At 72.2% G+C, this 23,194-nt stretch carries 21 protein-coding genes; 12 read left to right on the top strand and 9 right to left on the bottom strand.

The genetic code is table 11. The features are described from left to right. Positions 1-20: 20 nt before the first annotated feature. On the bottom strand, positions 21-845 hold the full coding sequence (locus KBX00_RS25910) for a GNAT family N-acetyltransferase (RefSeq protein WP_210830670.1): 825 nt from the start codon (positions 843-845) through the stop codon (positions 21-23). Positions 846-1,846: 1,001 nt separating this feature from the next. Here KBX00_RS25910 and KBX00_RS25905 point away from each other — a divergent pair. Next, the gene (locus tag KBX00_RS25905) at positions 1,847-2,695 is read left to right on the top strand and encodes a 1,4-dihydroxy-6-naphthoate synthase (RefSeq protein WP_210830669.1); all 849 of its coding nucleotides are present in this window, start codon (positions 1,847-1,849) and stop codon (positions 2,693-2,695) included. Here the strand turns inward: KBX00_RS25905 and KBX00_RS25900 are convergent. Together KBX00_RS25900 and KBX00_RS25895 are read right to left on the bottom strand one after the other, a co-directional pair. Further along, positions 2,656-3,042, bottom strand: coding sequence for a cold-shock protein (locus KBX00_RS25900; RefSeq protein WP_210830668.1), 387 nt, complete (start codon positions 3,040-3,042; stop codon positions 2,656-2,658). The two genes, KBX00_RS25905 and KBX00_RS25900, sit on opposite strands and share 40 nt — an antisense overlap. A gap of 28 nt (positions 3,043-3,070) precedes the next feature. Next, on the bottom strand, positions 3,071-3,694 hold the full coding sequence (locus KBX00_RS25895) for an HAD family hydrolase (protein WP_210830667.1): 624 nt from the start codon (positions 3,692-3,694) through the stop codon (positions 3,071-3,073). A gap of 83 nt (positions 3,695-3,777) precedes the next feature. Between KBX00_RS25895 and KBX00_RS25890 the strand changes: the two genes are divergently transcribed. Continuing rightward, entirely contained in the window at positions 3,778-6,249 is a 2,472-nt protein-coding gene (locus KBX00_RS25890; protein WP_210830666.1) for a helicase-associated domain-containing protein, read from the top strand. 31 nt (positions 6,250-6,280) lie between these two features. Here KBX00_RS25890 and KBX00_RS25885 read toward each other — a convergent pair whose 3' ends face one another. Continuing rightward, positions 6,281-6,520: a hypothetical protein gene (locus KBX00_RS25885; RefSeq protein ID WP_210830665.1), complete on the bottom strand. Its 240-nt coding sequence runs from the start codon at positions 6,518-6,520 to the stop codon at positions 6,281-6,283. Positions 6,521-6,997: 477 nt separating this feature from the next. Between KBX00_RS25885 and KBX00_RS25880 the strand changes: the two genes are divergently transcribed. Then, positions 6,998-8,677, top strand: coding sequence for a DNA repair helicase XPB (locus tag KBX00_RS25880; RefSeq protein WP_210830664.1), 1,680 nt, complete (start codon positions 6,998-7,000; stop codon positions 8,675-8,677). A 28-nt stretch (positions 8,678-8,705) separates the two neighbouring features. Here KBX00_RS25880 and KBX00_RS25875 read toward each other — a convergent pair whose 3' ends face one another. Beyond that, entirely contained in the window at positions 8,706-9,458 is a 753-nt protein-coding gene (locus KBX00_RS25875; protein ID WP_210830663.1) for a TIGR03089 family protein, read from the bottom strand. Positions 9,459-9,575: 117 nt separating this feature from the next. Between KBX00_RS25875 and KBX00_RS25870 the strand changes: the two genes are divergently transcribed. Further along, complete coding sequence (locus KBX00_RS25870) at positions 9,576-10,622, top strand: hypothetical protein (RefSeq protein WP_210830662.1); 1,047 nt, start codon at positions 9,576-9,578, stop codon at positions 10,620-10,622. Positions 10,623-10,635: 13 nt separating this feature from the next. Here KBX00_RS25870 and ligD (KBX00_RS25865) read toward each other — a convergent pair whose 3' ends face one another. Both ligD (KBX00_RS25865) and ligD (KBX00_RS25860) read right to left on the bottom strand, forming a co-directional pair. Beyond that, a complete protein-coding gene (gene ligD, locus KBX00_RS25865; protein WP_210830661.1) occupies positions 10,636-11,547 on the bottom strand; it encodes a non-homologous end-joining DNA ligase in 912 nt (303 codons plus the stop codon). Further along, positions 11,537-12,478: a non-homologous end-joining DNA ligase gene (gene ligD / locus KBX00_RS25860; protein ID WP_210830660.1), complete on the bottom strand. Its 942-nt coding sequence runs from the start codon at positions 12,476-12,478 to the stop codon at positions 11,537-11,539. Before ligD (KBX00_RS25860) ends, ligD (KBX00_RS25865) begins: the two co-directional genes overlap by 11 nt. A gap of 85 nt (positions 12,479-12,563) precedes the next feature. On the opposite strand from ligD (KBX00_RS25860), the gene KBX00_RS25855 reads away from it, so the two are divergent. The 5 genes from KBX00_RS25855 to KBX00_RS25835 all read left to right on the top strand — a co-directional run bounded on the left by KBX00_RS25855 (position 12,564) and on the right by KBX00_RS25835 (position 17,191). Beyond that, positions 12,564-13,562 carry a Ku protein gene (locus KBX00_RS25855; RefSeq protein WP_210830659.1) on the top strand — a complete coding sequence of 333 codons (999 nt, stop codon included), beginning with the start codon at positions 12,564-12,566 and terminating at the stop codon, positions 13,560-13,562. Between the two features lie 191 nt (positions 13,563-13,753). Beyond that, entirely contained in the window at positions 13,754-14,389 is a 636-nt protein-coding gene (locus KBX00_RS25850) for an FKBP-type peptidyl-prolyl cis-trans isomerase (RefSeq protein WP_210830658.1), read from the top strand. 184 nt (positions 14,390-14,573) lie between these two features. Next, positions 14,574-15,398, top strand: a complete 825-nt coding sequence (locus KBX00_RS25845; protein ID WP_210830683.1) for a hypothetical protein — start codon at positions 14,574-14,576, stop codon at positions 15,396-15,398. Positions 15,399-15,482: 84 nt separating this feature from the next. Next, positions 15,483-16,139 (top strand): HAD family phosphatase, encoded by a 657-nt coding sequence (locus KBX00_RS25840; RefSeq protein WP_210830657.1) that lies wholly within the window; start codon positions 15,483-15,485, stop codon positions 16,137-16,139. A 41-nt stretch (positions 16,140-16,180) separates the two neighbouring features. After that, positions 16,181-17,191 carry an NADPH:quinone reductase gene (locus KBX00_RS25835; RefSeq protein ID WP_210830656.1) on the top strand — a complete coding sequence of 337 codons (1,011 nt, stop codon included), beginning with the start codon at positions 16,181-16,183 and terminating at the stop codon, positions 17,189-17,191. Positions 17,192-17,374: 183 nt separating this feature from the next. On the opposite strand, the gene KBX00_RS25830 is transcribed toward KBX00_RS25835, so the two are convergent. Continuing rightward, positions 17,375-19,024 (bottom strand): long-chain fatty acid--CoA ligase, encoded by a 1,650-nt coding sequence (locus tag KBX00_RS25830; protein WP_301548618.1) that lies wholly within the window; start codon positions 19,022-19,024, stop codon positions 17,375-17,377. 55 nt (positions 19,025-19,079) lie between these two features. On the opposite strand from KBX00_RS25830, the gene KBX00_RS25825 reads away from it, so the two are divergent. Further along, positions 19,080-19,571: an NUDIX domain-containing protein gene (locus tag KBX00_RS25825; protein WP_093404100.1), complete on the top strand. Its 492-nt coding sequence runs from the start codon at positions 19,080-19,082 to the stop codon at positions 19,569-19,571. Between the two features lie 112 nt (positions 19,572-19,683). Here the strand turns inward: KBX00_RS25825 and KBX00_RS25820 are convergent, their stop codons facing one another. Then, positions 19,684-20,232, bottom strand: coding sequence for a type 1 glutamine amidotransferase domain-containing protein (locus KBX00_RS25820; RefSeq protein WP_210830655.1), 549 nt, complete (start codon positions 20,230-20,232; stop codon positions 19,684-19,686). Between the two features lie 145 nt (positions 20,233-20,377). On the opposite strand from KBX00_RS25820, the gene rfaE2 reads away from it, so the two are divergent. After that, positions 20,378-22,273 carry a D-glycero-beta-D-manno-heptose 1-phosphate adenylyltransferase gene (rfaE2, locus tag KBX00_RS25815; RefSeq protein ID WP_210830654.1) on the top strand — a complete coding sequence of 632 codons (1,896 nt, stop codon included), beginning with the start codon at positions 20,378-20,380 and terminating at the stop codon, positions 22,271-22,273. Further along, positions 22,270-23,148, top strand: a complete 879-nt coding sequence (locus KBX00_RS25810; RefSeq protein ID WP_210830653.1) for a glycosyltransferase family 2 protein — start codon at positions 22,270-22,272, stop codon at positions 23,146-23,148. The genes rfaE2 and KBX00_RS25810 overlap by 4 nt, the downstream gene beginning before the upstream one ends. Positions 23,149-23,194: the final 46 nt, after the last annotated feature.

The following is a 23,194-nucleotide window of genomic DNA, read 5'->3' as shown; positions in this document are numbered from 1 at the left end:
CTTTCGACGTGCAGTCCGGCTCACCTCGGCAGGTCGAGCCGCAGGCTCTGCGGCCGGCTCCACTCGATCCGGTAACCGCACGCCAGCAGGAACTGGATGCCACCGAACTCGGCTGTGGCGCAGATCGCGTGCGGGCCGGTCTGCCGGGTTTCCTCCATGAGGCGAGCCACCAGCCGCCGCCCGATGCCGAGCAGGCGGAGCCGCGGCGCCACCAGCACACCGTCGAGCACCACCTCGCGACGATCGCCCAGGTCTTCCCCGAGCAGCAGGTCGAGGTTGCGTTCGTGGGCGCGCAGCTCGCCGACGACGTCGCCGCCGGGCAGTTCCGCCACGAACCGCCAGCATCCTTCCGGCACACCGTCGCTGAGACGACGGATCCGGACCGCATCGCGGAGCCGCTCCCGCAGTCGCCGCTCGTCCCGGCGGTCCCGGTCGAGGTCGTAGGTCACCTCGGGAACCCGCAGCGGCCAGCGGTCAGGCGGTAGCGAATACCAATGTGCCCACCAGGCACCCGGCCAGTCCTTCAGCGTCCGGACCTTCCGCACGTCCAGGTGCGCCGGATAGCGGCGGCCCGCCTCGTCCCGACGGACGTCCTCGCCGACCTCATCTGCGGTCAAGGCCCGGTCGTCGGGCCCAGCGATCCGCAGCGCCCCGCCCGCCGCCCGCACCAACCGCTGCACCGTCCCGAACTGGGAACCCGCGGACCGGCCCGACTCGATCCGCGCCACGGTCGACTGTGGCACCCCGGACCGCTCTGCCAGCTCCCGTTGACTCAGGTCGGCCTGCCGACGCAACGCCCGCAGCATCGACCCCAGATCGAGCACCGGATTCTTGTCTTCCCCCATCCACCAATGCTCCCAGCGCCCTGAAAGATCACTCAATCCCGGCGGCGAAGCTGTGGATAATCCTGTGGATAAGGTCTCGACGAGTGCATCGTAGCCAATGTAAGTCCGGCCCTCCGGGCGGCGGCACATGGGTGTTGGCGCGCTGTCGAGCTGAACCGTCCGCGCTATCGCCCACCTGACGGCACCCAACGACTGCGGACGACTGACCGCGCTCGATGAGAGGCGCCCGGCGAACCAGGCCCGTCCGACGGCGGACGGGTGAGGGCGGACGGGTGAGGGCCGACGGATGAGGGCCGACGGATGAGGGCCGACGGATGACGGCCGACGGATGACGGCCGACGGGTGACGGGTGACGGGTGACGGGTGACGGGTGACGGGTGACGGGTGACGGGTGACGGCCGACCACGCCCAGCAGGCGGCAGACGGCAGACGGCGGACCACGCCCAGCAGGCGGCAGACGGCAGACGGCGGACCACGCCCAGCAGGCGGTAGACGGCAGGCGGTAGACGGCGGACCCTTGCCGCTGACCGCTGGCGGCAGCCGGTGCCCGCCGGCGGCTGTTTCACGCACCCGGTGGCGATCCGTTTACGCCTTCAGCTCGACAGGACGCGCTCACCACACCCGCACCTGCGGTCGGACGCCTCCTGCGGACGGAAGGTCGCGGACATCCGCCTAGGCGCTCGCGTCGCTCTAGGCGCTCGCGTCGCTGATGTCGCACGTCGCGTTGGCGCGGCACGTCCCGCCGGTACGGGCCGAGCAGCAGCGAACAGCGCCGGGACACGCGCTGGCAGCACAGCAGCGGTAGAACCGGGGCGGAGCACCGCGCAAGCCGGGACGGGATCGGTCAGCAGCGCGGGGAGCTACCGAACCGGTCAGGAGCGCAAGACCCTGGTGTGAGGCAGGCCGGGCACGGGCACGGGCACGGGTGCAGGTGGAAGGGCAGGCATGGGCGAGTGTGGCCGGGCGGGGGTGGGGTGAGTCGACGGGGCTACGGTGGGGGTGTGGCGCTCTCGCTGGCGATCTCGCCCTGCCCCAACGACACGTTCGTCTTCCACGCCCTGGTGCACGGACAGGTGCCCGGTGCGCCGCCGGTGGAGGTGACGTACGCCGACGTCGACGTCACCAACACGGCCGCCGAGCGCGGCGCGTTCGACCTGGTGAAGGTGAGTTACGCGGCGCTGCCGTGGCTGCTGGACGACTACCACCTGCTGCCCTGTGGGGGCGCGCTGGGTCGAGGCTGTGGCCCGTTGGTGCTCACCCGGGCCGACCGTGGCGGCGGGCCGGATCGCGACGATCTCACCGGCGCCACGGTGGCGGTGCCGGGTGACCGGACCACGGCGTACCTGCTGTTCCGGCTCTGGGCGGCCGGGCGGACGCCGCAGCGCATCGAGGTGGTGCCGTTCCACGAGATCATGCCGGGGGTGGCCGCTGGGCGGTACGACGCCGGACTGGTGATCCACGAGGCCCGGTTCACCTATCCCCGGCACGGTCTCACCGCCCTGGTCGACCTGGGCGAGTGGTGGGAGTCGGACACCGGGCTACCGATCCCGCTCGGCGCCATCCTGGCCCGCCGCGGTGTGGTCGACCCGCAGCAGGCCGCCGGCTGGATCCGGGACTCCGTGCAACGGGCCTGGGCCGATCCGGCGGCCAGCCGAGGGTACGTGCTGGCGCACGCCCAGGAGATGGAGCCCGACGTGGTGGACCGGCACATCGGCCTCTACGTCAACGAGTTCACCGCCGACCTGGGTGAGGCGGGTTTCGCTGCCGTCGAGGCACTGCTCGGCCGGGCCGCCGACGCCGGGCTCGTGCCTCAGACCTCCAGTTCGCGGGCGACCGCGTGGACCAGCTGAGCGATCTTCTGCGCGGTCCTGCGGTCCGGAAAGCGGCCCCGGCGCAGGTCCGGCTGGACCTTCGCCTCCAGCACCTTGATCATGTCCTCGACCAGGCCGTGCAGTTCCTCGGCCGGACGTCGACGCAGTTCCGCCACGGACGGCGGAGCGTCCAGCAGCTTCACCCCCATCGCCTGGGTGCCCCGCCGGCTGTCCACCACGCTGAAATCAATGCGCTGGCCGCCCTTGAGTTCGGTGACACCCGCCGGTAGCGCGGTCTTCGGCAGGAACACGTCGCCACCCTCGTCGCTGGTGACGAAGCCATATCCCTTGGCCGCGTCGTACCACTTCACTCGACCCGTAGGCACCTGAGAACCTCTGCTTCGCTTGAACCGTCTACTGCCTCAAGGCTAGCCGGATCATCCCGTCGAGCGCCGCCGGGAATCCGGTGAGATCCGCCAGCACCACCGCCGCCCCGGCGGCGCGCAGTTCGTCGGCCGAGCACGGTCCCGTGGCCACCGCGATCCCGGGCACCCCGGCCGCACCGGCGGCCGCCATGTCCGCCACGTGGTCACCGACGTAGTGGGTCGCCCGGTGCGCCCGCAACGCGGTCGCCTTCTCCTCGGCGAACAGGTCACCCGCCACCTCGTCGACAGCCAGTCCCAGGTGGTTCAGATGCAGCCGGGCCAGCCGACCGATCTTGGACGTGACCACCAACACCCGGCCGCCCCGGTCGCGGACCGCGGCGAGCGCCGCCACGGCGCCGGGCAGCGGCACGGTCGGCGTGATCGCGTACGCCGGATACAGCTCACGGAACGCGGTGACCGCCTCCTCGACCTGCTCCGGCGGGAACCAGCGGGCGATCTCGGTACGCAGCGGTGGGCCGAGCCGGGACACGGCGGCGTCGGCGTCGACGGGCACGCCCGTCCGCTCGGTCAGCGCGCGGTAGGTCGCGGCGATGCCGGGACGCGAGTCGACGAGGGTCATGTCGAGATCGAATCCAACGGTCAACGAGGGCATCCTGGAAAGCTACCCGGCCAGCCGGACCGGCCGGGACGTCCGATAGGCGAGAGTGGCCCCGGCCGGGCTAGCGTGGAACGACGATGAGCACCTCACTCGCCGACCACCTGCGGTCGCTGCCCGACGAGTCCCTCGCCGCGCTCCTTCAGCTCCGGCCCGACCTCGTCGTACCGGTCCCCGCCGACATGGCCGCCCTCGCCATCCGGGCACAGTCCCGCGTCTCGGTGTCGCGCGCACTCGACGGGCTGGACCAGTTCACCCTCCAGATCATGGACGCGGCCCGGTTGACCCGTGACCCGGCCGACGGCACCACCTCGGTCGACGGGGTTCTCGCCCTGGCCACCATCGGCCCCAACCCACCCGCGCCCACCGCCGTCCGGGCCGCCGTCGACCGGCTACGTGCCCGGTTCCTGCTCTACGGCCCCGACAGCGCCCTGCACCTCGTCGGGGGCATCGACGAGATCTCTCCGTACCCCGCCGGGCTCGGCCGGCCGGCGACGGAGCTGGACCCACGCACGGCCGCGCTCTGCGCGGACCCGGCGAAGCTGCGACGGACGCTGCTGGCCGCGCCGCCGTCGGCCCGGGCGATCCTGGACCGGCTGGCCGCCGGCCCACCGGTCGGCAGCGTGCCGCCCGGCGCGTTGCAGGCACCGGCGGTCGGGGCGGACGACGACCTGCCGCCGGACGACACCAACGGCGGGGCAGCGACCGGGTCCCCGGTGCGCTGGCTGGTCGACCACCGGCTGCTGGTGCGGGTCTCCGGCGGCAAGGGTGGCACCACCGGCATGGTCGAGCTGCCCCGGGAGATCGGGCTGCTGCTGCGCCGCGAGACCGGTCCGCTGGGTCCGCTGCGCAGCAGCCCGCCCGAGGTGGCTGCCACACCCCGCGAGCCGAAGGCGGCCGACTCCGCCGGGGCCGGGCAGACCATGGAGGTGGTACGCCACACCGAGGCGCTACTGGAGCAGTTGGCCGCCGAACCGGCCCCGGTGCTGCGGTCCGGTGGCCTCGGCGTGCGTGACCTGCGGCGGCTGGCGCGGGCCACCGGGTCGGACGAGTCGACCGCCGCACTGTTGCTGGAGGTGGCGTACGCGGCTGGGCTCACCGGAGAGATGGAGTTGCCCGGCACCGCCGGTCGGTACGGTGCCGACCAGCAGGTGCTGCCCACCGCCGGGTACGAGATGTGGCGGGCTGGTTCGTTGGCCCAACGCTGGGAGCAGTTGGCCCGGGCCTGGTTGACCATGACCCGGCAGGTCGGGCTGGTCGGGCAGCGTGACGACCGGGACCGGCCGATCACGGTGCTGTCGGCGGAGGCGGAACGGGCCGGAGCGCCGGCCGCCCGGCGGGCGGTGCTCGGCGTGCTCGCGGAGCTGGAACCGGCCAGCGCGCCAAGCGTCGAGGAGGTGTTGGCGCTGCTGGACTGGCAGGCGCCGCGACGCAGCCGGGGCCGGGAGAACACGCATCGGGAGGTGCTTGCCGAGGCCGCCACGCTGGGCGTGACCGGGTTGGGAGCGCTCACCTCGTACGGACGGCTGCTGCTGCTGGCCGAGGCGACGGCGAGCGAGCACGGCGCCACTGACGACCCGCTGGGGCTGCTGGCCGAGGCCGAGGACGGCGGCAGTGCGGTCCGGGCCCTGGACACGCTGCTACCCGCCCCGGTGGACCACTTCCTGGTCCAGGCCGACCTGACCGTGGTGGTGCCCGGGCCACCCGAGCCGGCGCTCGCCGCCGAACTGGAGGTGGTCGCCGAGCCGGAGTCGGCCGGTGGAGCGAGCGTGCACCGGATCACCACGAGCAGCGTGCGACGTGCGTTGGACGCCGGCTACTCCGCTGACGACCTGCACGACCTGTTCCGTCGCCGGTCCCGGACTCCGGTACCGCAGGGGCTGACGTACCTGGTCGACGACGCCGCCCGCAAGCACGGTGGGCTGCGCATCGGCTCCGCCGGGGCGTACCTGCGCAGCGACGACGAGGCGCTGCTGGCCGAGGTGCTCGCCGACCGGCGGGTGGAGGCACTGGCACTGCGCCGGCTCGCGCCGACGGTGCTGGTGACCCCGTACCAGGGCGGCCGGCTGCTGAGCGTGCTCCGGGAGGCCGGCTACGCCCCGGTGGCCGAGGATGCCACCGGGGCGACGGTGCTCACCCGGCCGAAGACCCGACGGGCACCGGCCCGGGTGTCGGTGGCGAGCCGGGCACTCGATCCTCTCGCCACCCCGCGCCTGCCGCTGCCCCGTCTGCTCGGCGTGGTGGAGCAGATGCGCCGAGGTGACGCGGTGGCGCGGGCGGCCCGGCGGGCCCCCGCGGTGGTGCGGGGCACGACGCCGGACGGGCCGACCCCCGCGCACGGTCACCACGAGGCCCTGGCTGTGCTGCAACAGGCGGTACGCGACAGGGCGCTGGTCTGGGTCGGCTACGTCGACGCGCACGGGGCAACCGCCTCCCGGCTGGTGCGCCCCGTGTCGCTCGGTGCCGGCTACCTGCGTGCCGAGGACGAACGCACCGAGATGCTGCACACCTTCGCGCTGCACCGGATCACCGCGGCGGTGCTGGAGAAGTGAGGTTCAGCGGCGGCTACGCCGCCAGTGAGACTCAGCGGCGGCTACGCCGCACCGACCCGACGATCGCCACGATCAACAGCAGGGCGAAACCCGTCCCGGCGGCCTCACCGACCGAGTCGATGAAGCCCTGCTGGAGCACCAGCCAGCCGAACAGGAACCAGCCGAACAGGACGACACCGACGATCGCGTACGCGACCATCGTGGCGGTGGAGACGGGTTCGGACGGCTCTGCCTGCTCGCGCTCGGGGACAACTTCCTGGTCAACGGTCATCTGCCCTCCCCCGTACGGTCCGGCCCTCGACGTCAAGGGTGTCACCCTTGAGGGCTGTCGGCCAGCACCATCGCGTACCGATCCGACTGGGCTCGTACCCGGCGACGCCCGGCGACCAAACGGTGGGGTGGGGGTGCCGGTACGGCCCCGGGTGCGTCGCTCGCCCCCGTTGGCTTCCACTGCGACGGGAACGGCCCCCGCTTGCCTGGCCCGTCCGGCCGTGGATCGAACGCGCTACGCACCGGCACCGACCGGCTTGACGACCGCGAGGGCGTACGGCCCGTCCCGCGACCCGTCGGGCCGCCGACCTCGACAACTCGTCCCCTACTGCTAGACGCACCGGAGCACCGGCAGGGTTGCGCGGGATGAGCACTTTCTCGCCACCCGCCCGCGCGTGCAACACTGGATGGTCGCCCAGTGGCAGGTCAGCCACCTGCCTCGGCGGCCGGATCAGCCGTACGGACGAGAGGATTCGGCGTGAGTGGTGGACCGCTTATCGTGCAGTCGGACAAGACCCTCCTGCTGGAGATCGACCATCCCGACGCACAGGCCTGCCGGATGGCCATCGCGCCCTTCGCCGAGTTGGAGCGCTCGCCCGAGCACGTGCACACGTACCGGCTGACGCCGCTCGGGTTGTGGAACGCCCGCGCCGCCGGCCACGACGCCGAGGGCGTGGTGGACGCCCTGATCAAGTATTCGCGCTACCCGGTGCCGCACGCGCTGCTGGTGGACGTGGCCGAGACGATGGACCGGTACGGACGGCTCCAGCTCGCCAACGACCCGGCGCACGGCCTCGTCCTGCGCGCCCTGGACCGGGTGGTCCTGGTCGAGGTGGCCAAGAGCAGGAAGCTCGCCGGCATGCTCGGCAACAAGATCGACGACGACACGATCCAGGTGCACCCCTCCGAGCGGGGGCGACTCAAGCAGGCCCTGCTCAAGCTCGGCTGGCCGGCCGAGGACCTCGCCGGGTACGTCGACGGCGAGGCGCATCCGATCGAGCTGGCCGAGGCCGGCAAGGACGGCGGCAAGCCGTGGACGCTGCGGTCGTACCAGCGGGAGGCGGTCGAGGCGTTCTGGGCCGGTGGGTCGGGTGTGGTGGTGCTGCCCTGCGGAGCCGGCAAGACGCTCGTGGGTGCGGCGGCGATGGCCGAGGCCAAGGCCACCACGCTGATCCTGGTCACCAACACGGTGGCCGGCCGGCAGTGGAAGCGGGAGCTGATCGCCCGCACCTCGCTGACCGAGGAGGAGATCGGCGAGTACTCGGGCGAGCGCAAGGAGATCCGCCCGGTCACCATCGCCACGTACCAGGTGCTCACCTCGCGGCGCGGCGGCGCGTTCACCCACCTGGACCTGTTCGGTGCCCGCGACTGGGGCCTGGTCGTCTACGACGAGGTGCACCTGCTGCCCGCGCCGATCTTCCGCTTCACCGCGGACCTCCAGGCCCGCCGCCGGCTGGGCCTGACCGCCACCCTGGTACGCGAGGACGGCCGGGAGGGCGACGTGTTCAGCCTGATCGGCCCGAAGCGGTACGACGCGCCCTGGAAGGACATCGAGTCACAGGGCTGGATCGCCCCCGCCGAGTGTGTCGAGGTCCGGGTCACCCTGACCGACGCCGAGCGGATGGCGTACGCGACGGCGGAGGCGGAGGAGCGCTACCGGATGGCGGCCACCGCCCGCACCAAGCTGCCGGTGGTACGCGCCCTGCTCGACCGGCATCCGGACGAGCAGACGCTCGTCATCGGCGCGTACATCGACCAGTTGCACCAGCTGGGCGAGTATCTCGACGCCCCGATCGTGCAGGGCTCGACCACGAACAAGGAGCGCGAGCGCCTCTTCGACGCCTTCCGCACCGGGGAGATCCGCACCCTGGTGATCTCCAAAGTGGGAAATTTTTCCATCGACCTGCCCGAGGCGGCGGTGGCGATCCAGGTGTCCGGCACGTTCGGCTCCCGGCAGGAGGAGGCGCAACGCCTGGGCCGGGTGCTGCGCCCGAAGGCCGACGGCCGCCAGGCGCACTTCTACACGGTGGTCTCCCGGGACACCATCGACACCGAGTACGCCGCCCACCGGCAGCGCTTCCTCGCCGAGCAGGGGTATGCGTACACGATCGTCGACGCCGACGACGTCCTCGGCCCGCCCCTCCCCACCGTCGACTGACCGGGGTCGCCGGTTGGATCCGGGGTTTTCAGAGCACGCGGGTGACCTGTTCGGCGGCGGCCACAGCGTCCCGGTGGGCGGGGTCGAGGTTGGCGCAGAGCAGCACGGAGGCTCCGGCGGAGAGCGGGGCGAGCAGCCACTTCAAGGGCTGATCGTGCTCGGCGACGTCGACCAGTAGCCGGTCACCGGCCCGCAGGTCGAGCTGCTCGGCCACCGCCCTGGCGATCGAACCCCACTCGGCGTAGCTGGTGCCGTCCGGGCTGGCCGCGTCGTTGGCGTGCAGCACGGGCCTGTCGCTCGGGGCACCACCGTGCCGCAACACCTCCACGGACCAGTCGAGCCAGCCGACCGGCACGTCGGCCAGCGGCCGCGGCCCGGTGCCGACGAGGTAACGGTGCAGCCCGTCCGGTACGTCCTCCAACCAGTCGTCCAGGCGCTCCGGGGTGACCAGGACGGCGTCGTACGGTCGGTCGCCGCCGGGCTCCAGCACCGGCAGCCCGGCGGTGGCGCGCGGCCGGAACGACACCTCAAGCCCCACCGCCCAGGCCCCCAACAGCACGGCGGCGGTACGCCAGTGCGGCGGCAGCAGCACCGCCACGCGGCTGCCCGGGGGCAGGCCACAACCGTCCCGCAACAGCCCGGCGGCCCGTGCCGCCAGGTCACCCAGCGCGGCGGCGGTCAGGTCGTGCCGCGCGCCGCTCCGATGGTCGAGGTAGCTGAGCAGTGGCCGGTCCGGATCGGCGAGACCGGCGGCGGACGGTACGGGTAGGGCGGCGCGCATAGGTACGTCCTACCCGCTGTCACCCGACCTGTCGAGGCCGACCCGCCCGGTCCAATCGGTGAAGACATGACTGATGGCATTGGTGGAAGGTGCCACCTCCCCTGGAGAGTCGAAGCCATGACTAGTCACGGGGACGAGCGGACGGCTCTCGACGGCGACCGGCAGCCGATGCTGCGGCGACTCGTCCCGGTCGTGGCGCTGCTGTTCCTCGCCCCCTGGGCCGCCGAATGCTCGTGGGGCGGCTTCGCCGGCACCGACATGCTGGGCGTGGTGGTCGTGCTGGCACCGATGTACGGGGGTGCGGCGGTGCTGATCCGGGAGGCGGCCCGACGTACGGGCGGCGGCTGGCCGATGATCGTGCTGCTGGCCGCCGGGTTCGGGGTGCTCCAGGCGGGCCTGGTGGACCAGTCGCTGTTCAACCCCGACTACCTGGCCGACACGGAGTTCGCCGAGCTGAGCGCGGCGGACCGCACCCGCGTTCCGGTGCTGGGCATCAGCGCGCAGGAGGCGATCAGTTTCCTCGGTAACCATGTGGCGTTGACCATCTGCGCGCCGATCGCCATCGTCGAGTCGTACCTCTCCCCGGCCCGCCGGCTGCGGCCGTGGCTGGGGGTGCCCGGCCTGGTCGTCGTGGCCGTCCTCTATCTGCTGGGCAGCCTGCTCGTCTTCGCCGACGACAGTGGACGCAAGGGTTTCCTGGCCAGCCCCGGTCAGCTCGTCGGGGCCGCGTCGGTGGTCCTCGCCCTGGTCGTGCTGGCGGCCCTGCCGCGCTGGCGGCGTCGACCGCCGCCAGCTCCGGCCGGCGCCCCCCGGCCGGCCCGGCCCGGCCTGCTGGTGCTGCTCGGCTACCTGGTGGTCAGCATGCTCTCCGGCTGGATCGGCGTCGCCGTGTCGGTGATTGTCGTCGCCGTGCTGGTGGGGCTGCTGGTCCGCTGGGCGGGACACGCCGGGTGGGGTCAGCGGCAGGTGCTGGCCAGTGCTGCGGGAGCGCTGGTCGGGGCAGCCGTGCTGGCCTACCTGGTGCCCCCGTACTCACCGACGTCACCCACCCAGGCCCTGGTCAGCGACGTGATCGTCAGCCTGCTCGTGATCGCCATGCTCGCCGGGGCGCACGCACGACTGCGGCGGCACAACGGGCCGGCACCCGCGGCCAGGGCCGGGTGACGGGCGCCGCTGCCTACTGCGGAAGTTCGGGGCCGCCGTCGAGCAGTGGGGCGAGCAGGTCGCCGTGCTGCTCGACCCGGTCCAGCACCTCGCCGGCGGTGTAGGGCTTGGTGGCCGGGCGTCGGCCCGCCGCACCGGCGGAGACCTCGTCCCAGGTCAGCGGTGTCGACACCGACGGCACGGGCTGGGCGCGCAACGAGTACGGCGCCACCGTGGTCTTCGCCGCGTTGTTCTGACTCCAGTCGATGAAGACCTTGCCCGGTCGCAGGTTCTTCGCCATCTTCGACACCACCAGCTTCGGCTGTTCGCGTTCGAGTTCCTGGGCGACGCGCCGGGCGTAGGCCGACACGTCGTCGGCGGGTTGGGTGCCGGAGATCGGGCAGCAGAGCTGCATGCCCTTCTTGCCGGAGGTCTTCGGGTAGGAGTCGATGCCGTCGGCGGCCAGCCGGTCACGCAGCGACAGGGCCACCTGGCAGCACTGCTGCAGCGCCGCCGGGGTGCCGGGGTCCAGGTCGACCACCATCAGGTCCGGGTGGGTGCCGACCTTCCACTGCGGGGTGTGCAGTTCCAGGGCGGCCAGGTTGGCCAGCCAGACCAACGTGGGCAGGTCGTCGGCGACGACGTAGTCGATGGTCTCCCGGCCCTTGGTGGAGCCCGGGGCGGGCAGCGTCTCGACGCGCACCCAGGACGGGGTGGCGGCCGGGGCGTTCTTCTCGAAGAACGAGCCGCCCGTCACCCCGTTCGGGTAGCGGATACGGGTCAGCGCCCGGTCGGCCAGGTGCGGCAGCAGTACCGGGGCGATCCGGGTGTAGTAGTCGATCACTTCGCCCTTGGTGAAGCCGGCCGTCGGATAGAGCACCTTGTCCAGGTTGGACAGCTCAAGCGTGCGGCCCTGCACCTCGACCGGGAACCGGTCAGCTGACATCGTCGACCTCCTCGGCCGGTTTGTCCGGGCGGATCCGCAGGATCCGGGGGAACCGCAGGCGCCCGTCGGGGGTGCGCTGGCCGTACTTGACCTCCACCACCAGTCGCGGAGTTACCCAGATCGCGCCCCGGGCATCCTCGCGGGGCACGTCGCCGCTGAACGGCGAGGCGGTGGCGCGCAGCGGTTCCAGCTCGCGCAGCAGGTCCCGTTCGAGGGCGGCACCGATCCCACCACCGACCCGGCCCCGGTAGACGAGTCGGCCGTCGGCGCCGGGTACCCCGACCAGCAGTCCGCCGATCTTCCGCGCGCCGGGCCGCCAGCCGCCGACCACGAAGTCGCCGGTCACCTCCAGCTTGACCTTCACCCAGTCCGGTGAACGCACCCCGGGCCGGTAGGCCGACTCGACCCGCTTGGCCATCACCCCTTCGAGGCCGTGCTCGCCGGCCGCCTCGTAGGTGGCCGGGCCGTCGGCGAAGACCGGCGGCACCGCCCACCGCGCCGCGCCCAGCGCCAGACCGTCGAGGGTCTCCCGCCGCCGGGCGTACGGCCAGCCGGTGAGGTCCTGACCGGCCAGCCGCAACACGTCGAAGATCATGTACGTGACCGGTACGGTTGCCGCCAGCCGGGCCGCCTTCGCGGCGTTGCGCACGTGCATCCGCTCGGCCAGGGCGGTGAACGAGGGCCGTCCGGCCGGGTCGAACAGGACCACCTCGCCGTCGAGCAGCGCGTCACCGACCTGCTCGCCGAGCGGAATCAACTCGGGATAGGCGGTGGTGATCTCCACGCCGGAGCGGGCGTACAGGCGTTGCCGTCCGTCGGCGATGTCGGCCAGCGCGCGTACGCCGTCCCACTTGAACTCGTACGCCCAATCGGGACCGACCGGAAGCTGCCCGGTCATCGCGAGCATCGGCTTGAGCGGCGCGCCGGGCACAGGCCGACTGTAGTAGCAGGCCGAACACCTCGCGCCCGGTTCGCTGTGATGCGAGCATGGTCGATACCGGGGAAGGGAGCGCAGCATGCGGGCCATCTGGAAGGGAGCCGTGTCGTTCGGCCTGGTCTCGATCGCGGTGAAGCTGTATTCCGCGACGGAGGAGAAGGACATCCGGTTCCACCAGGTGCACCGGGCCGACGGCGGACGGATCCGGTACAAGCGCACCTGCCAGGTCTGCGGCGAGGAGGTCAGCTACGACGACATCGCCAAGGGCTACGACATCGGCGGCGGGGAGATGGTCATCCTCACCGACGAGGATTTCGCCGACCTGCCGTTGAGCACCTCGCACGCGATCGACGTGCTGGAGTTCGTGCCGGCCGAGCAGGTCGACCCGATTCTTTACAACAAGGCGTACTTCCTGGAGCCGGAGGGCACCGCGACAAAGCCGTACCTGCTGCTGCGGGACGCGTTGACCGACGCGGAGCGGGTGGCGATCGTCAAGGTGGCGCTGCGCCAGCGGGAGCAACTGGCCACCCTGCGGGTCCGCGAAGGTGTGCTGCTGCTGAACACGATGCTCTGGCCCGACGAGATCCGTAAGCCGGACTTCGGTTTCCTCGACGAGGACCTGAAGATCCGGCCACCGGAGTTGGCGATGGCCACCTCCCTCATCGACTCGATGGCCGGGGACTTTCACCCGGACGAGTTCAGCGACGACTACCGGGCAGCGTTGCAGGAGGTCATCGACGCGAAGGTGGAGGGCCGCGAGGTGGTCCAGCCGGAGGAGGTGGAGGAGGCGCCCGCCGCCGCCGTCGACCTGATGGCCGCGCTGAAGGCGTCCGTGGAGCGGGCCCGGGCGGCTCGCGGCGAGGCACCGGCGGGTGGTGGCGCCGAGCCGACCCCGATCTCGTCGGCCCGGTCGGCGCAGAAGAAGGCGGCGGAGAAGAAGGCCGCCAAGGCGCCGGCCAAGAAGGCACCCGCGAAGAAGACCGCCGAGAAGAAGGCCACCGCCAAGAAGGCCACGCCAGCCAAGAAGACCGCGGAGAAGAAAGCCACCAAGAAGGCCACTCCGCGCAGGTCCGCCTGACTACACCCCTGGTCGCCCGAATGCACCGTTTGGCGGATGCGACCCCGACCCGGACTCCATGATCGTCATGCCCGTGCCGGTCGGCGCGGGCCATCGATGGTCGGAAGTGCTTCGGACACCAGGTACCGTGTGTCGGCGACGGCTGCCCGTGGCCGGATCCACCCCACACCTCTCAGCAGGGAGTCGAGGACGTGAGCGAGCAGGAGACCAAGGCGCGGCGGCGGCTGGCCGAGCAGTTGGCGGCTCAGAAGGCGGCCGAGGCGAAGCGCCGCCGGCAGGCCTGGGCCGGTGCGTTCGCCGGCATCGCCGTCGTGGCGGTGCTGATCACCGTGTTCGTGATCGTGGGCCAGCGCGGCGGTGACGACGCCCCCGAGCAGGCCGCCGGCACTCCCTCCGCCCCGGCGGAGGCCACCAACGAGCCGGCCGCGCCGCCTGCACCGCAGCTGCCGGAGGGGGCGGACCCGGCGCTGGGCAGCAAGCCGACGGTCACCGCCGGGGAGGGTGAGCTGACCAAGCTGACCGTGACCCCGCTGATCGAGGGCACCGGGCCGAAGGTCACGGCCGGTCAGTCGATCACCACCAACTACGTCGGTGTCTTCTACGAGAGCGGCGAGGAGTTCGACTCCTCCTGGGAGCGGGGGCAGCCCGCCACCTTCCCGATCGGGGTCGGGCAGGTCATCCCGGGCTGGGACAAGGGCCTGGTGGGCGTGACCGTGGGCAGCCGGGTGCAGCTCGACATCCCGGCCGAGGACGCCTACGGCGACGGTGGCGGCGGTCGTCCGGCCGGCCCGCTGCGCTTCGTGGTGGACGTGCTCGCCGCCGAGTGAGCCTCGGGCGGGCCGCCCGACAGCACGCAACATCGATGCCGTTGACCACAGATGGCTTCCGGACGGTCACCGACCGGCAGTAGGTTCGACAGGCGTCCCGGGTACCTCGCCCGGGACGCCTGTCGAAGCGAACCCGGAGGTGCACGTGACGGCAGTGGACGCCGACGGGCGGATCGCCCGGTTGATGTGGACGCACTACGAGCCGCTGCATGCCGTCACCTACTTCCATCCGCGCGCCCGCGCCGCCTACGAGGCGACCGGACTACGCGGCTACTGGCGGGGCTACTTCGCCGGCCGCGCCGCCCCGCTCGGGCCGACCGGTCCGGCTCCGGTGATCGCCGCCTTCTACAACTTCGCGCCGCACATGGTGAGCCGGGCCCTGCCGGCGGTGTGGGAACTGGCCACGCCGGACCAGGCGCTGCGCGCCCGGCTGACCGGGGCGGTGCAGGCGCTCGCCGAGTTGACCTACGAGTTGCCCGAGCGGCATCTCGTGGAGGCCGCCGACCTGCTTGAGGCCGCCACCGACGGGCTCGGGACGGCCGGCCGGGTGCTCGGCGCGGCGAACGCGGCCCTGCCCCGTGGTGAGTACCCGCTGGCTCGACTCTGGCAGGCCGCCACCACGCTGCGCGAACATCGCGGCGACGGGCACGTGGCGGCACTTGTCGCCGCCGACCTCGACCCGGTGGAGACGCTCGCCTGGCGGGTCGCGGTCGACATGCCGGCGGCCAACCTGCTCGGCCGGGGCTGGTCGGAGCAGGACTGGTCGCAGGCACGCGAGCGGCTCACCGTCCGTGGCTGGCTGGACGCCGAGGGCAAGCCGACCGAGCGCGGCCGGACGTCCTTCCAGGCGATCGAGGACGCCACCGACCTCGCCGCCACCCGCCCCTGGCAGGCCCTCGGCCCCGAGCGGTCCCATCGCCTCCGCGAACTGCTCGACCCCATCGCCCGCGCCGCCCACACGGTCATTCCGCCGGACAGCCCCATCGGCCTCCCGCCCCTGGCGAGTTGACCAAGAGGTTTACGTCTGGCTGCTGCGGAATCCCCGACGCAAACTTCTTGATCGACGTGGCGGTGGGTGGGGGAGGATGGGGGTGTGACGGTGGATGGGGTGGTTTTCGACCTGGACGGGGTGATCGTTGATTCCGAGCCGGTGTGGGAGGAGGTTCGGCGGGCTTACGTCGCGGAGCACGGGGGTGTCTGGCAGGACGACACGCAGCGTCGGCTGATGGGGATGAGCACCGGCGAGTGGGCCCGGTACCTCAGCGACGAGTTGGGGGTGCGGCGCACCGCCGATCAGGTCGCCGCCGAGGTGGTCGAGGAGATGGCCCGCCGGTACGCGGCCCGGGTGCCGGTGATCGACGGTGCGGTCCACGTGGTCCGCCGGCTGGCCGCGCGGTGGCCGCTGGGGCTGGCCAGTTCGTCGCCGACCCGGCTGATCGGCGCGGCGCTTGCCGCCACCGACCTGACCGGCGCGTTCCGCAGCACCCTGTCGACCGAGCAGACCGAGCGCGGCAAGCCGGCACCGGACGTCTACCTGACCGTGGCCGAGCGGCTCGGCCTCGATCCGACGCGCTGCGTGGCGGTGGAGGACTCGTCAAACGGGGTCCGCTCGGCGGCGGCCGCCGGGATGGTGGTGGTGGCGGTGCCGCACGGGGCGTACCCGCTGGATCCGGATGCGCGGCGGCTGGCCGCGACCGTGCTGGAGTCGATCGACGAGTTGACCCCGGAGGTCGTCGACCGGCTGGGCTGAACCGGCACCGGGCGGTCCCCGGCGCGCCTACGGTCGGTGGCATGAAGGCGATGGTGTACGAGCGCACCGGTGATCCCTCCGTGCTCCAGTTGGTCGAGCGGCCGGTGCCGGAACCCGGTCCGGGCGAGGTACTGGTGCGGATCGCGGTGTCCGGGGTGAATCCGACCGACTGGAAGTCGCGCCGGCAGGGTCCACTGCCGGCCGGCTGGCAGACGCCCGGCCAGGACGGCGCCGGGGTGGTCGAGGCGGTCGGCGAAGGTGTCGACCAGGAGCTGATCGGCGAGCGGATGTGGGTCTGGGAGGCCGCCTGGCAGCGGCCCTGGGGTACCGCTGCCGACTACACAGTGGTCCCGGTCCGCCAGGCGGTACGCCTCGGCGACGCGCCCTTCGAACTGGGCGCCTGCCTGGGCATTCCGTTCCTGACCGCGCACCGGTGCCTGACCGCCGGCGAGTATCTGCCGGACAGCCTGCGTCCGGGTGCCCTCAGCGATCACACGGTGCTGGTGCAGGGTGGGGCCGGTGCCGTGGGCAATGCGGCGATCCAACTGGCGGCCTGGGCCGACGCCTGCGTGATCGCCACGGTGAGCAGCGCCGAGAAGGCGCAACTGGCCGCGGCAGCCGGTGCCTCGTTGGTGGTCAACTACCGGGAACAGGACGTGGTGGAGGAGGTCCACAAGATCGCGCCCGACGGGGTGCACGGCGTCGTGGAGGTGTCCCCCGCCCGCAACGCCGCCACCGACGTACGGCTGCTGCGCCCCGGCGGGGTGGTCTGCGTGTATGCCAACAACGGCGGCGACGAGGTGACGTTGCCCGTCGGCCCGCTGATGGCGCCGAACGCCCGCTGGCAGTTCGTACTGGTCTACACGATGCCGAAGGCGGCCAAGGCGCAGGCGGTGGTGGACGTCGCGGCGGCCGCCGCGCAGGGTGGGATCCGGGTGGGTGAGGACGCCGGTCTGCCGTTGCACTCCTATCCCCTGTCGGCGACCGCCGCCGCCCATCAGGCGGTGGAGGACTCGGTGGTCGGCAAGGTGCTGCTCAGCGCCCGCGAATAAGCCCTTCGACCTGGGAGTTTTCGCCGTCCGCAGGACAGAGAAGAACAAGTTTCGCAATACTGGCATTGCGGGTCGCCCCGCAAGAAACGGGCGGCCCCGGCGCGGTGCGAACGCCGGGGCCGCCCACCGGAGAGAGGTCTGTGCAGGCCACTACTCCCAATGGCGATGATGCGCCGAAAAACGTTACGGCGTGGCCAGTTCCCGCACATTCAGGTCGCCGTCGGCGTACCGGGAGCGCACCACCTTCTTGTCGAACTTGCCGACGCTGGTCTTCGGCACCGCCTCGACGAACGCCCACCGCTCCGGCAACTGCCAGCGCGCCACCGCCCCGGCCAGGAAGTCCCGCAACTCCTCCGGGGTCGCCGAGGCCCCCTCCCGGAGCACCACCGTGGCCAGCGGCCGTTCGTCCCACCGCTGGTCCGGTACGCCCACCACGCAGGCCTCCAGCACCGCCGGATGGGCCATCAGCGCGTTCTCCAGTTCCACCGAGGAAATCCACTCCCCACCGGACTTGATCACGTCCTTGGCCCGGTCGGTGAGGGTTATGTACCCGTCCGCCGACAGGGTGCCCACGTCACCGGTACGCAGCCAGCCGTCGCGGAACTTCTCCGGGTCAGGCGCGTCGTCCCCGACGTACCGGGCGGTGATCCACGGCCCACGAACCTCCAGCTCGCCCACGGAGGCTCCGTCGGCGGGCAGCGGTTCCCCGGCCGGACCGACGATGCGGGCCCGCACTCCCGCCGGCACCCGGCCCTGGGTGTACCGGTAGCGCCAGGCCTCGTCGCCGCTCGCCCCGGCCGGTGGGCGCGACACCGAGCCCAGCGGCGACATCTCGGTCATCCCCCAGGCGTGGATCACGTCGACGCCGTGCCGCTCGTCGAAGGCGTGCATCAGCGAGGGCGGGCAGGCCGAACCACCGACGATCACCTCCTTGAGCGAGGAGGTGTCGACGTCGTGGCTGTCCAGGTAGGCCAGCAGGTCGGTCCAGATGGTCGGCACCGCGCCGGCCAGCGTCGGCCGCTCGGCGGCGATCATCTCGGCGATCGGCGCGGCCTGGAGGAAACGGTCCGGCATCACCAGCGACGCGCCGGAGAGGAAGGCCGCGAACGGCAGCCCCCACGACATCGCGTGGAACATCGGCACGATGGCCAGTTCCCGGTCGGTCGGCCCGAGCCCGAACCCCTCCGGCATGCAGATCTGCAACGAGTGCAGGTAGATCGAGCGGTGCGAGTAGGCCACTCCCTTGGGGTTGCCGGTGGTGCCGGAGGTGTAGCAGAGGGCGGCGGCGTCGCGTTCGTCCACCTCGGGCCAGTCGTAGACCTCCGGGCGGTCGGCCAGCAGCGCGTCCCAGTGGTGTACGGCGATCCGGTCACCCGCCGCCGCCACCAGCGGAGCGGGATCGCCGCCGCCGACCACCACCACGTGCCGCACGCTTGTCATGCCGCCCAGGGACTTCGCCAGCAGCGGGATCAACGTCGTGTCGACCAGCACCACCCGGTCCTCGGCGTGGTTGGCGATGTAGGTGACCTGGTCCGGAAAGAGCCGGATGTTCAGCGTGTGCAACACCGCACCCATGCTCGGCACGGCGAAGTACGCCACCAGGTGCTCGGTGTTGTTCCACATGAAGGTGGCGACCCGCTCGTCGCCGGTCACCCCGCACTCCGCCCGTAGGGCGTGCGCGAGCCGGGCTGCGTCCCGCCCGACCTCGGCGTACGTGCTGCGGCGCGGTTCGGCGCCGGTCCACGTCACCACCTCGGCCGCGCCGTGCACGGTGGCGCCGTGTTCGAGGATCCGGGAGACCTGAAGGGGGGCGTCCATCATCGTGCTACGCATGGGTAACAAGTTAGTGTCGCCGGTCACACGTTGGGAACCCCCGTAAATTGTCCGGGTGAGCATCTCCTGGGCTGATTCGTACGTCGGGCAGCTGCGCGCCCTGGCCGGTGACCGGACGCTTATGTTCGTCGGCGCGCGGGCCGTGGTGCGCGACAACTCGGCCCGCATCCTGCTGATCCGCCGCTCCGACAACGGGCAGTGGGCGCTGCCCGCCGGCGCGATGGAGCTTGGCGAGTCGATCGCGGACTGCGCCGTACGGGAGGTACGCGAGGAGACCGGGCTGCGGGCGCTACGGGTGAGTGCCTTCGCGCTCTACACCGGCCCGGACCGCACCCACACGAACATGTACGGCCACACCTACCAGATCTTCACCACCGCGTTCCGGGTCGAGGAGTGGGACGGCCGGCTGGCCCGGGTCACCGACGAGACGATCGACGCCGGGTTCTTCCACCGCGAGGCGATGCCCCAGCCGCTCTCCGCAAGCGTCCTGGAGACCCTGGCCGACCTTGACGTCTTCGAACAGACCAACCGCCTGATCCTGAAATAGCGCCACCCCCGCCCTCCACCCCGACGATCTTGCAGTTTCTGTCGCGACATTACGCCTCATACATGGCAATTCGGCGACGGAAACTGCAAGATCGCGGGGATCGGCGTACGGGTCAGTGCCGGCCCTCGGCGAACTCCTCTACGATCTTGGAGCAGAAGGCCGGCAGATCGTCGGGCTTGCGACTGCTGACCAGCCCGTTGTCGGTCACGACCGGCTCATCGACCCATTCCGCGCCGGCATTCACCAGGTCGGTACGCAGGCTCGGCCAACTGGTCAGCCGACGACCCCGCACCACGTCCGCCTCGACGAGCGTCCACGGGCCGTGGCAGATCACCCCGACCGGCTTGCCGGCGTCGAAGAACGACTTCACGAATCGGACGGCGTCGGCATCGGTACGCAGGAAGTCCGGGTTGGCCACCCCGCCGGGTAGCACCAGCGCGTCGTACCGGGCGGGATCCGCGTCCGCCGCGCTCACCTCCACCTCGTACGTGGTGGAGGGGTCCAGATGCTCAAAGGAGGTGATCTTTCCAGGCTTGATCGACACCAGCTCGGCGGTAGCGCCCGCCTGCTCGACAGCCTGGCGCGGCTGGATGTACTCGACCTCCTCCACGCCGTCGGTGGCCAGGAAGGCGACCCGCTTGCCCTGCAACGTCGCTGCCATTGGGTTCTCCTCTCGGGGGTTCGTCCGAATTCGTTCCCGGCACCGACGTCACGAAACGCGCTGCGGTGGTGGCCCATCGCACGTCGCCGCTGGCGGGCGCCCGGCCGGCAGGTTTGACCCCGGCGACCGGAGGGGAACCGCCGGCATGGCACGAGCAGCAGCGGAACAGCTCCGGCTCGCCGACGTCGTGCAGAGCTGGCTCGGGCGTCCAGTCCTGGTGATCGGCGACGCCATGCTCGACGAGTGGCGGTTCGCCGACTCCGACCGGCTGTGCCGGGAGGCCCCCGCCCCGGTCCTCACCCTGCGCCGCCGTATCTCGGCGGCGGGCGGCGCCGCCAACACCGCCGTCAACATCGCCACGCTGGGCGGGCGCTCGGTGCTGGTGGCGCCCGTGGGGGCCGACGCGGCCGGCGACGAACTGCACGACTGCCTCGACCGGGCCGGCGTCTGGGACCGCACGGTCAGCCAACCGGGACGGTCCACCCCGGTCAAGCGCCGGATGCTCGCCGGCGACCAGATCCTGCTGCGGGAGGACTCCGGCGACCCGGACGACCCGCTCAGCGATGTGGGGGTGGACTGCCTGCTCACCGCCCTGGACTGCGCCAGTGAGGAACTACGGGCCGCCAGCGGGGGCGAGAAGCCGACCCTGGTGGTCTGCGACTACGGCCTGGGTGCCCTGCCCGCACCGGTACGCGCCTGGCTGGTCGAGCACCGGGACCGGTACGCCACGGTCGCGCTCGACGCCCACGACCTCGCCGACTGGCGGGGCCTCGCACCGACCGTGGTGACCCCGAGCTTCGCCGAGGCCACCCGCCTGCTCGCGCGTGCGGGCATGGCCGGACCGGCCACGAACTCGGCTGCCCCCACTGACCCCGCCGGCACCGCGACGACCGGTGGGCACGAGCTGCACCTGGAACATCCCGAGGTCGACCCGGCCGACGGGCCGTCCGAGCTGACCGTGGGAACGGCCCCGGGTGAAGCCGGAATGCGGCGTACCGACGGGCCAACCGGCGAGCCCACCCCGGGCGAGAGTCGGGTGGCGATGACCCGCGACGGGCTCAGCGTGACCGGCACGGGGGTGACCGTGAACGCCGAGGTCGGTGCCGGCGTCGACCGGGCCGTCCTGGCCGAGTCCCGGCTCGCCGAGTTGCGCGCCCACACCGGCGCGGCCGTGGTCGCGGTGACCCTGGACACCGAGGGCGCGGTGGTCGGCGGCGTCGACGGTGTGCCCGCCCGCAGCCACAGCACACCCGTGCCGGCCAGCCACGCCGTCGGTGCCGGGGACGCCTACCTGGCGGCGATGACCCTCGCGCTTGCCGCCGACGCTGCGCTGTCCACCGCCGCCCAACTTGCGCAGCTCGCCGCGACGAGCACCGTCGCCGGCACGGGCACCTGCGTGTGCCGCCGCGAGGATCTGCTGGCCGCGCTGGGCCGACCGACACTCGACGACCGACAGGTGCTTGTCGACACCGGACACCTGACGGAGATCGTGGGCGAGCACCGACGCGCCGGCCGCTCGATCGTGTTCACCAACGGCTGCTTCGACGTGCTGCACCGGGGGCACGTGCGGTACCTGGAACAGGCCAGCGCGCTCGGTGACCTGCTGGTGGTGGCGGTCAACTCCGACGGCAGCGTACGCCGGTTGAAGGGCGCGGACCGGCCGGTCAACCCGATCGAGGACCGGGCCGCCCTGCTCGCCGCGCTGACCTGCGTCGATCACGTGGTGGTGTTCGAGGAGGATTCGCCGGCCGCCCTCATCGAAGCGGTCCGGCCGGACGTCTACGTCAAGGGCGGCGACTACCCGCCCGAGCTGGTGCCGGAGGCGCCGCTGGTGCAGCGGCTGGGCGGCCAGGTACGCACCCTGGGCTACGTGCCGGACCGCTCCACCTCGGCGATCATCGACCGGATCCGCGCGTACGGCCAGGCGGGCGTGACCGGCGCGGAGGCCGGGCCGACTGGGCCCGCGCCCGAGGTGGAGACCTCCGGCGCGGCCGGAACCACCGGTGCGGACGCGCCGCCGCTGACCGGCAAGGCGCCGTGAACCGACCCCTCGATGCCGGCACGCCCGCGAAGTTCCGCGTCGACCGGCTGGTCGACGTGCTCGTCCCGACCCGCAACCGGCCCACCGAACTCGCCGTCACCCTCTCCGGGCTCGCCGCCCAGGAGGGGGTGCCGGGATTCGGCGTGGTGGTCAGCGACCAGTCCGACGGCGAACCCGGATACCTCCACCCGGCGGCGGCCACCATGGTCCGGGCGCTGCGCCACCGGGGGCATCCGGTGCTGCTGACCCGGCGACTGCCCCGACGCGGGCTGGCCGAACACCGCAGCTTCCTGCTCGACGCCTCCGCCGCCCGGTACGTCCTCTTCCTCGACGACGACGTCTGGCTGGAACCGGGAACGCTGCACCGGCTGGTGACCGCGATCGGTGAGCTGGGCTGCGGTTTCGTCGGCAACGGGGTGCACGGCCTGTCCTACCTGGACGACGTACGGCCACACACGCACCGGCACTACCGGGAGTGGACGGGCCGACCGGTGCCGGAGCGGGTCCGGCCGGAGACACCCGAGTGGGACCGGGCGCAGATCCACTCCGCGGCGAACCTGCTGCACGTGACGGCATCGCTGGGGCTGGCGGACGGTGACTGGCGCGCGTACCGGGTGTCCTGGGTCGGCGGTTGCGTGCTCTACGACCGGGCCAAACTGCTCGACTCCGGCGGGTTCGACTTCTGGCGACGGGTGCCGACCCGGCACCAGGGCGAGGACGTCGCCGCGCAGCTCGCCGTGCTGGCGCGGCACGGCGGCGCCGGCGTCCTGCCCAGCGGCGCCTACCACCTGGAGTCGCCGACCACGGTCACCGAACGCGACGTGGAGGCGTGGCAGGTCGTCCTCGCCGAACCGGACGCGCCAACCAGCGGTTAGGAAGGGCCCCTTCCGCTACCGCAGGCGCTGAGAAAGGTGCCACTCC

This window comes from Micromonospora sp. C95 (assembly GCF_018070465.1).
Taxonomy (GTDB): domain Bacteria; phylum Actinomycetota; class Actinomycetes; order Mycobacteriales; family Micromonosporaceae; genus Micromonospora.
This window is presented reverse-complemented; position numbering and strand designations above follow the sequence as displayed.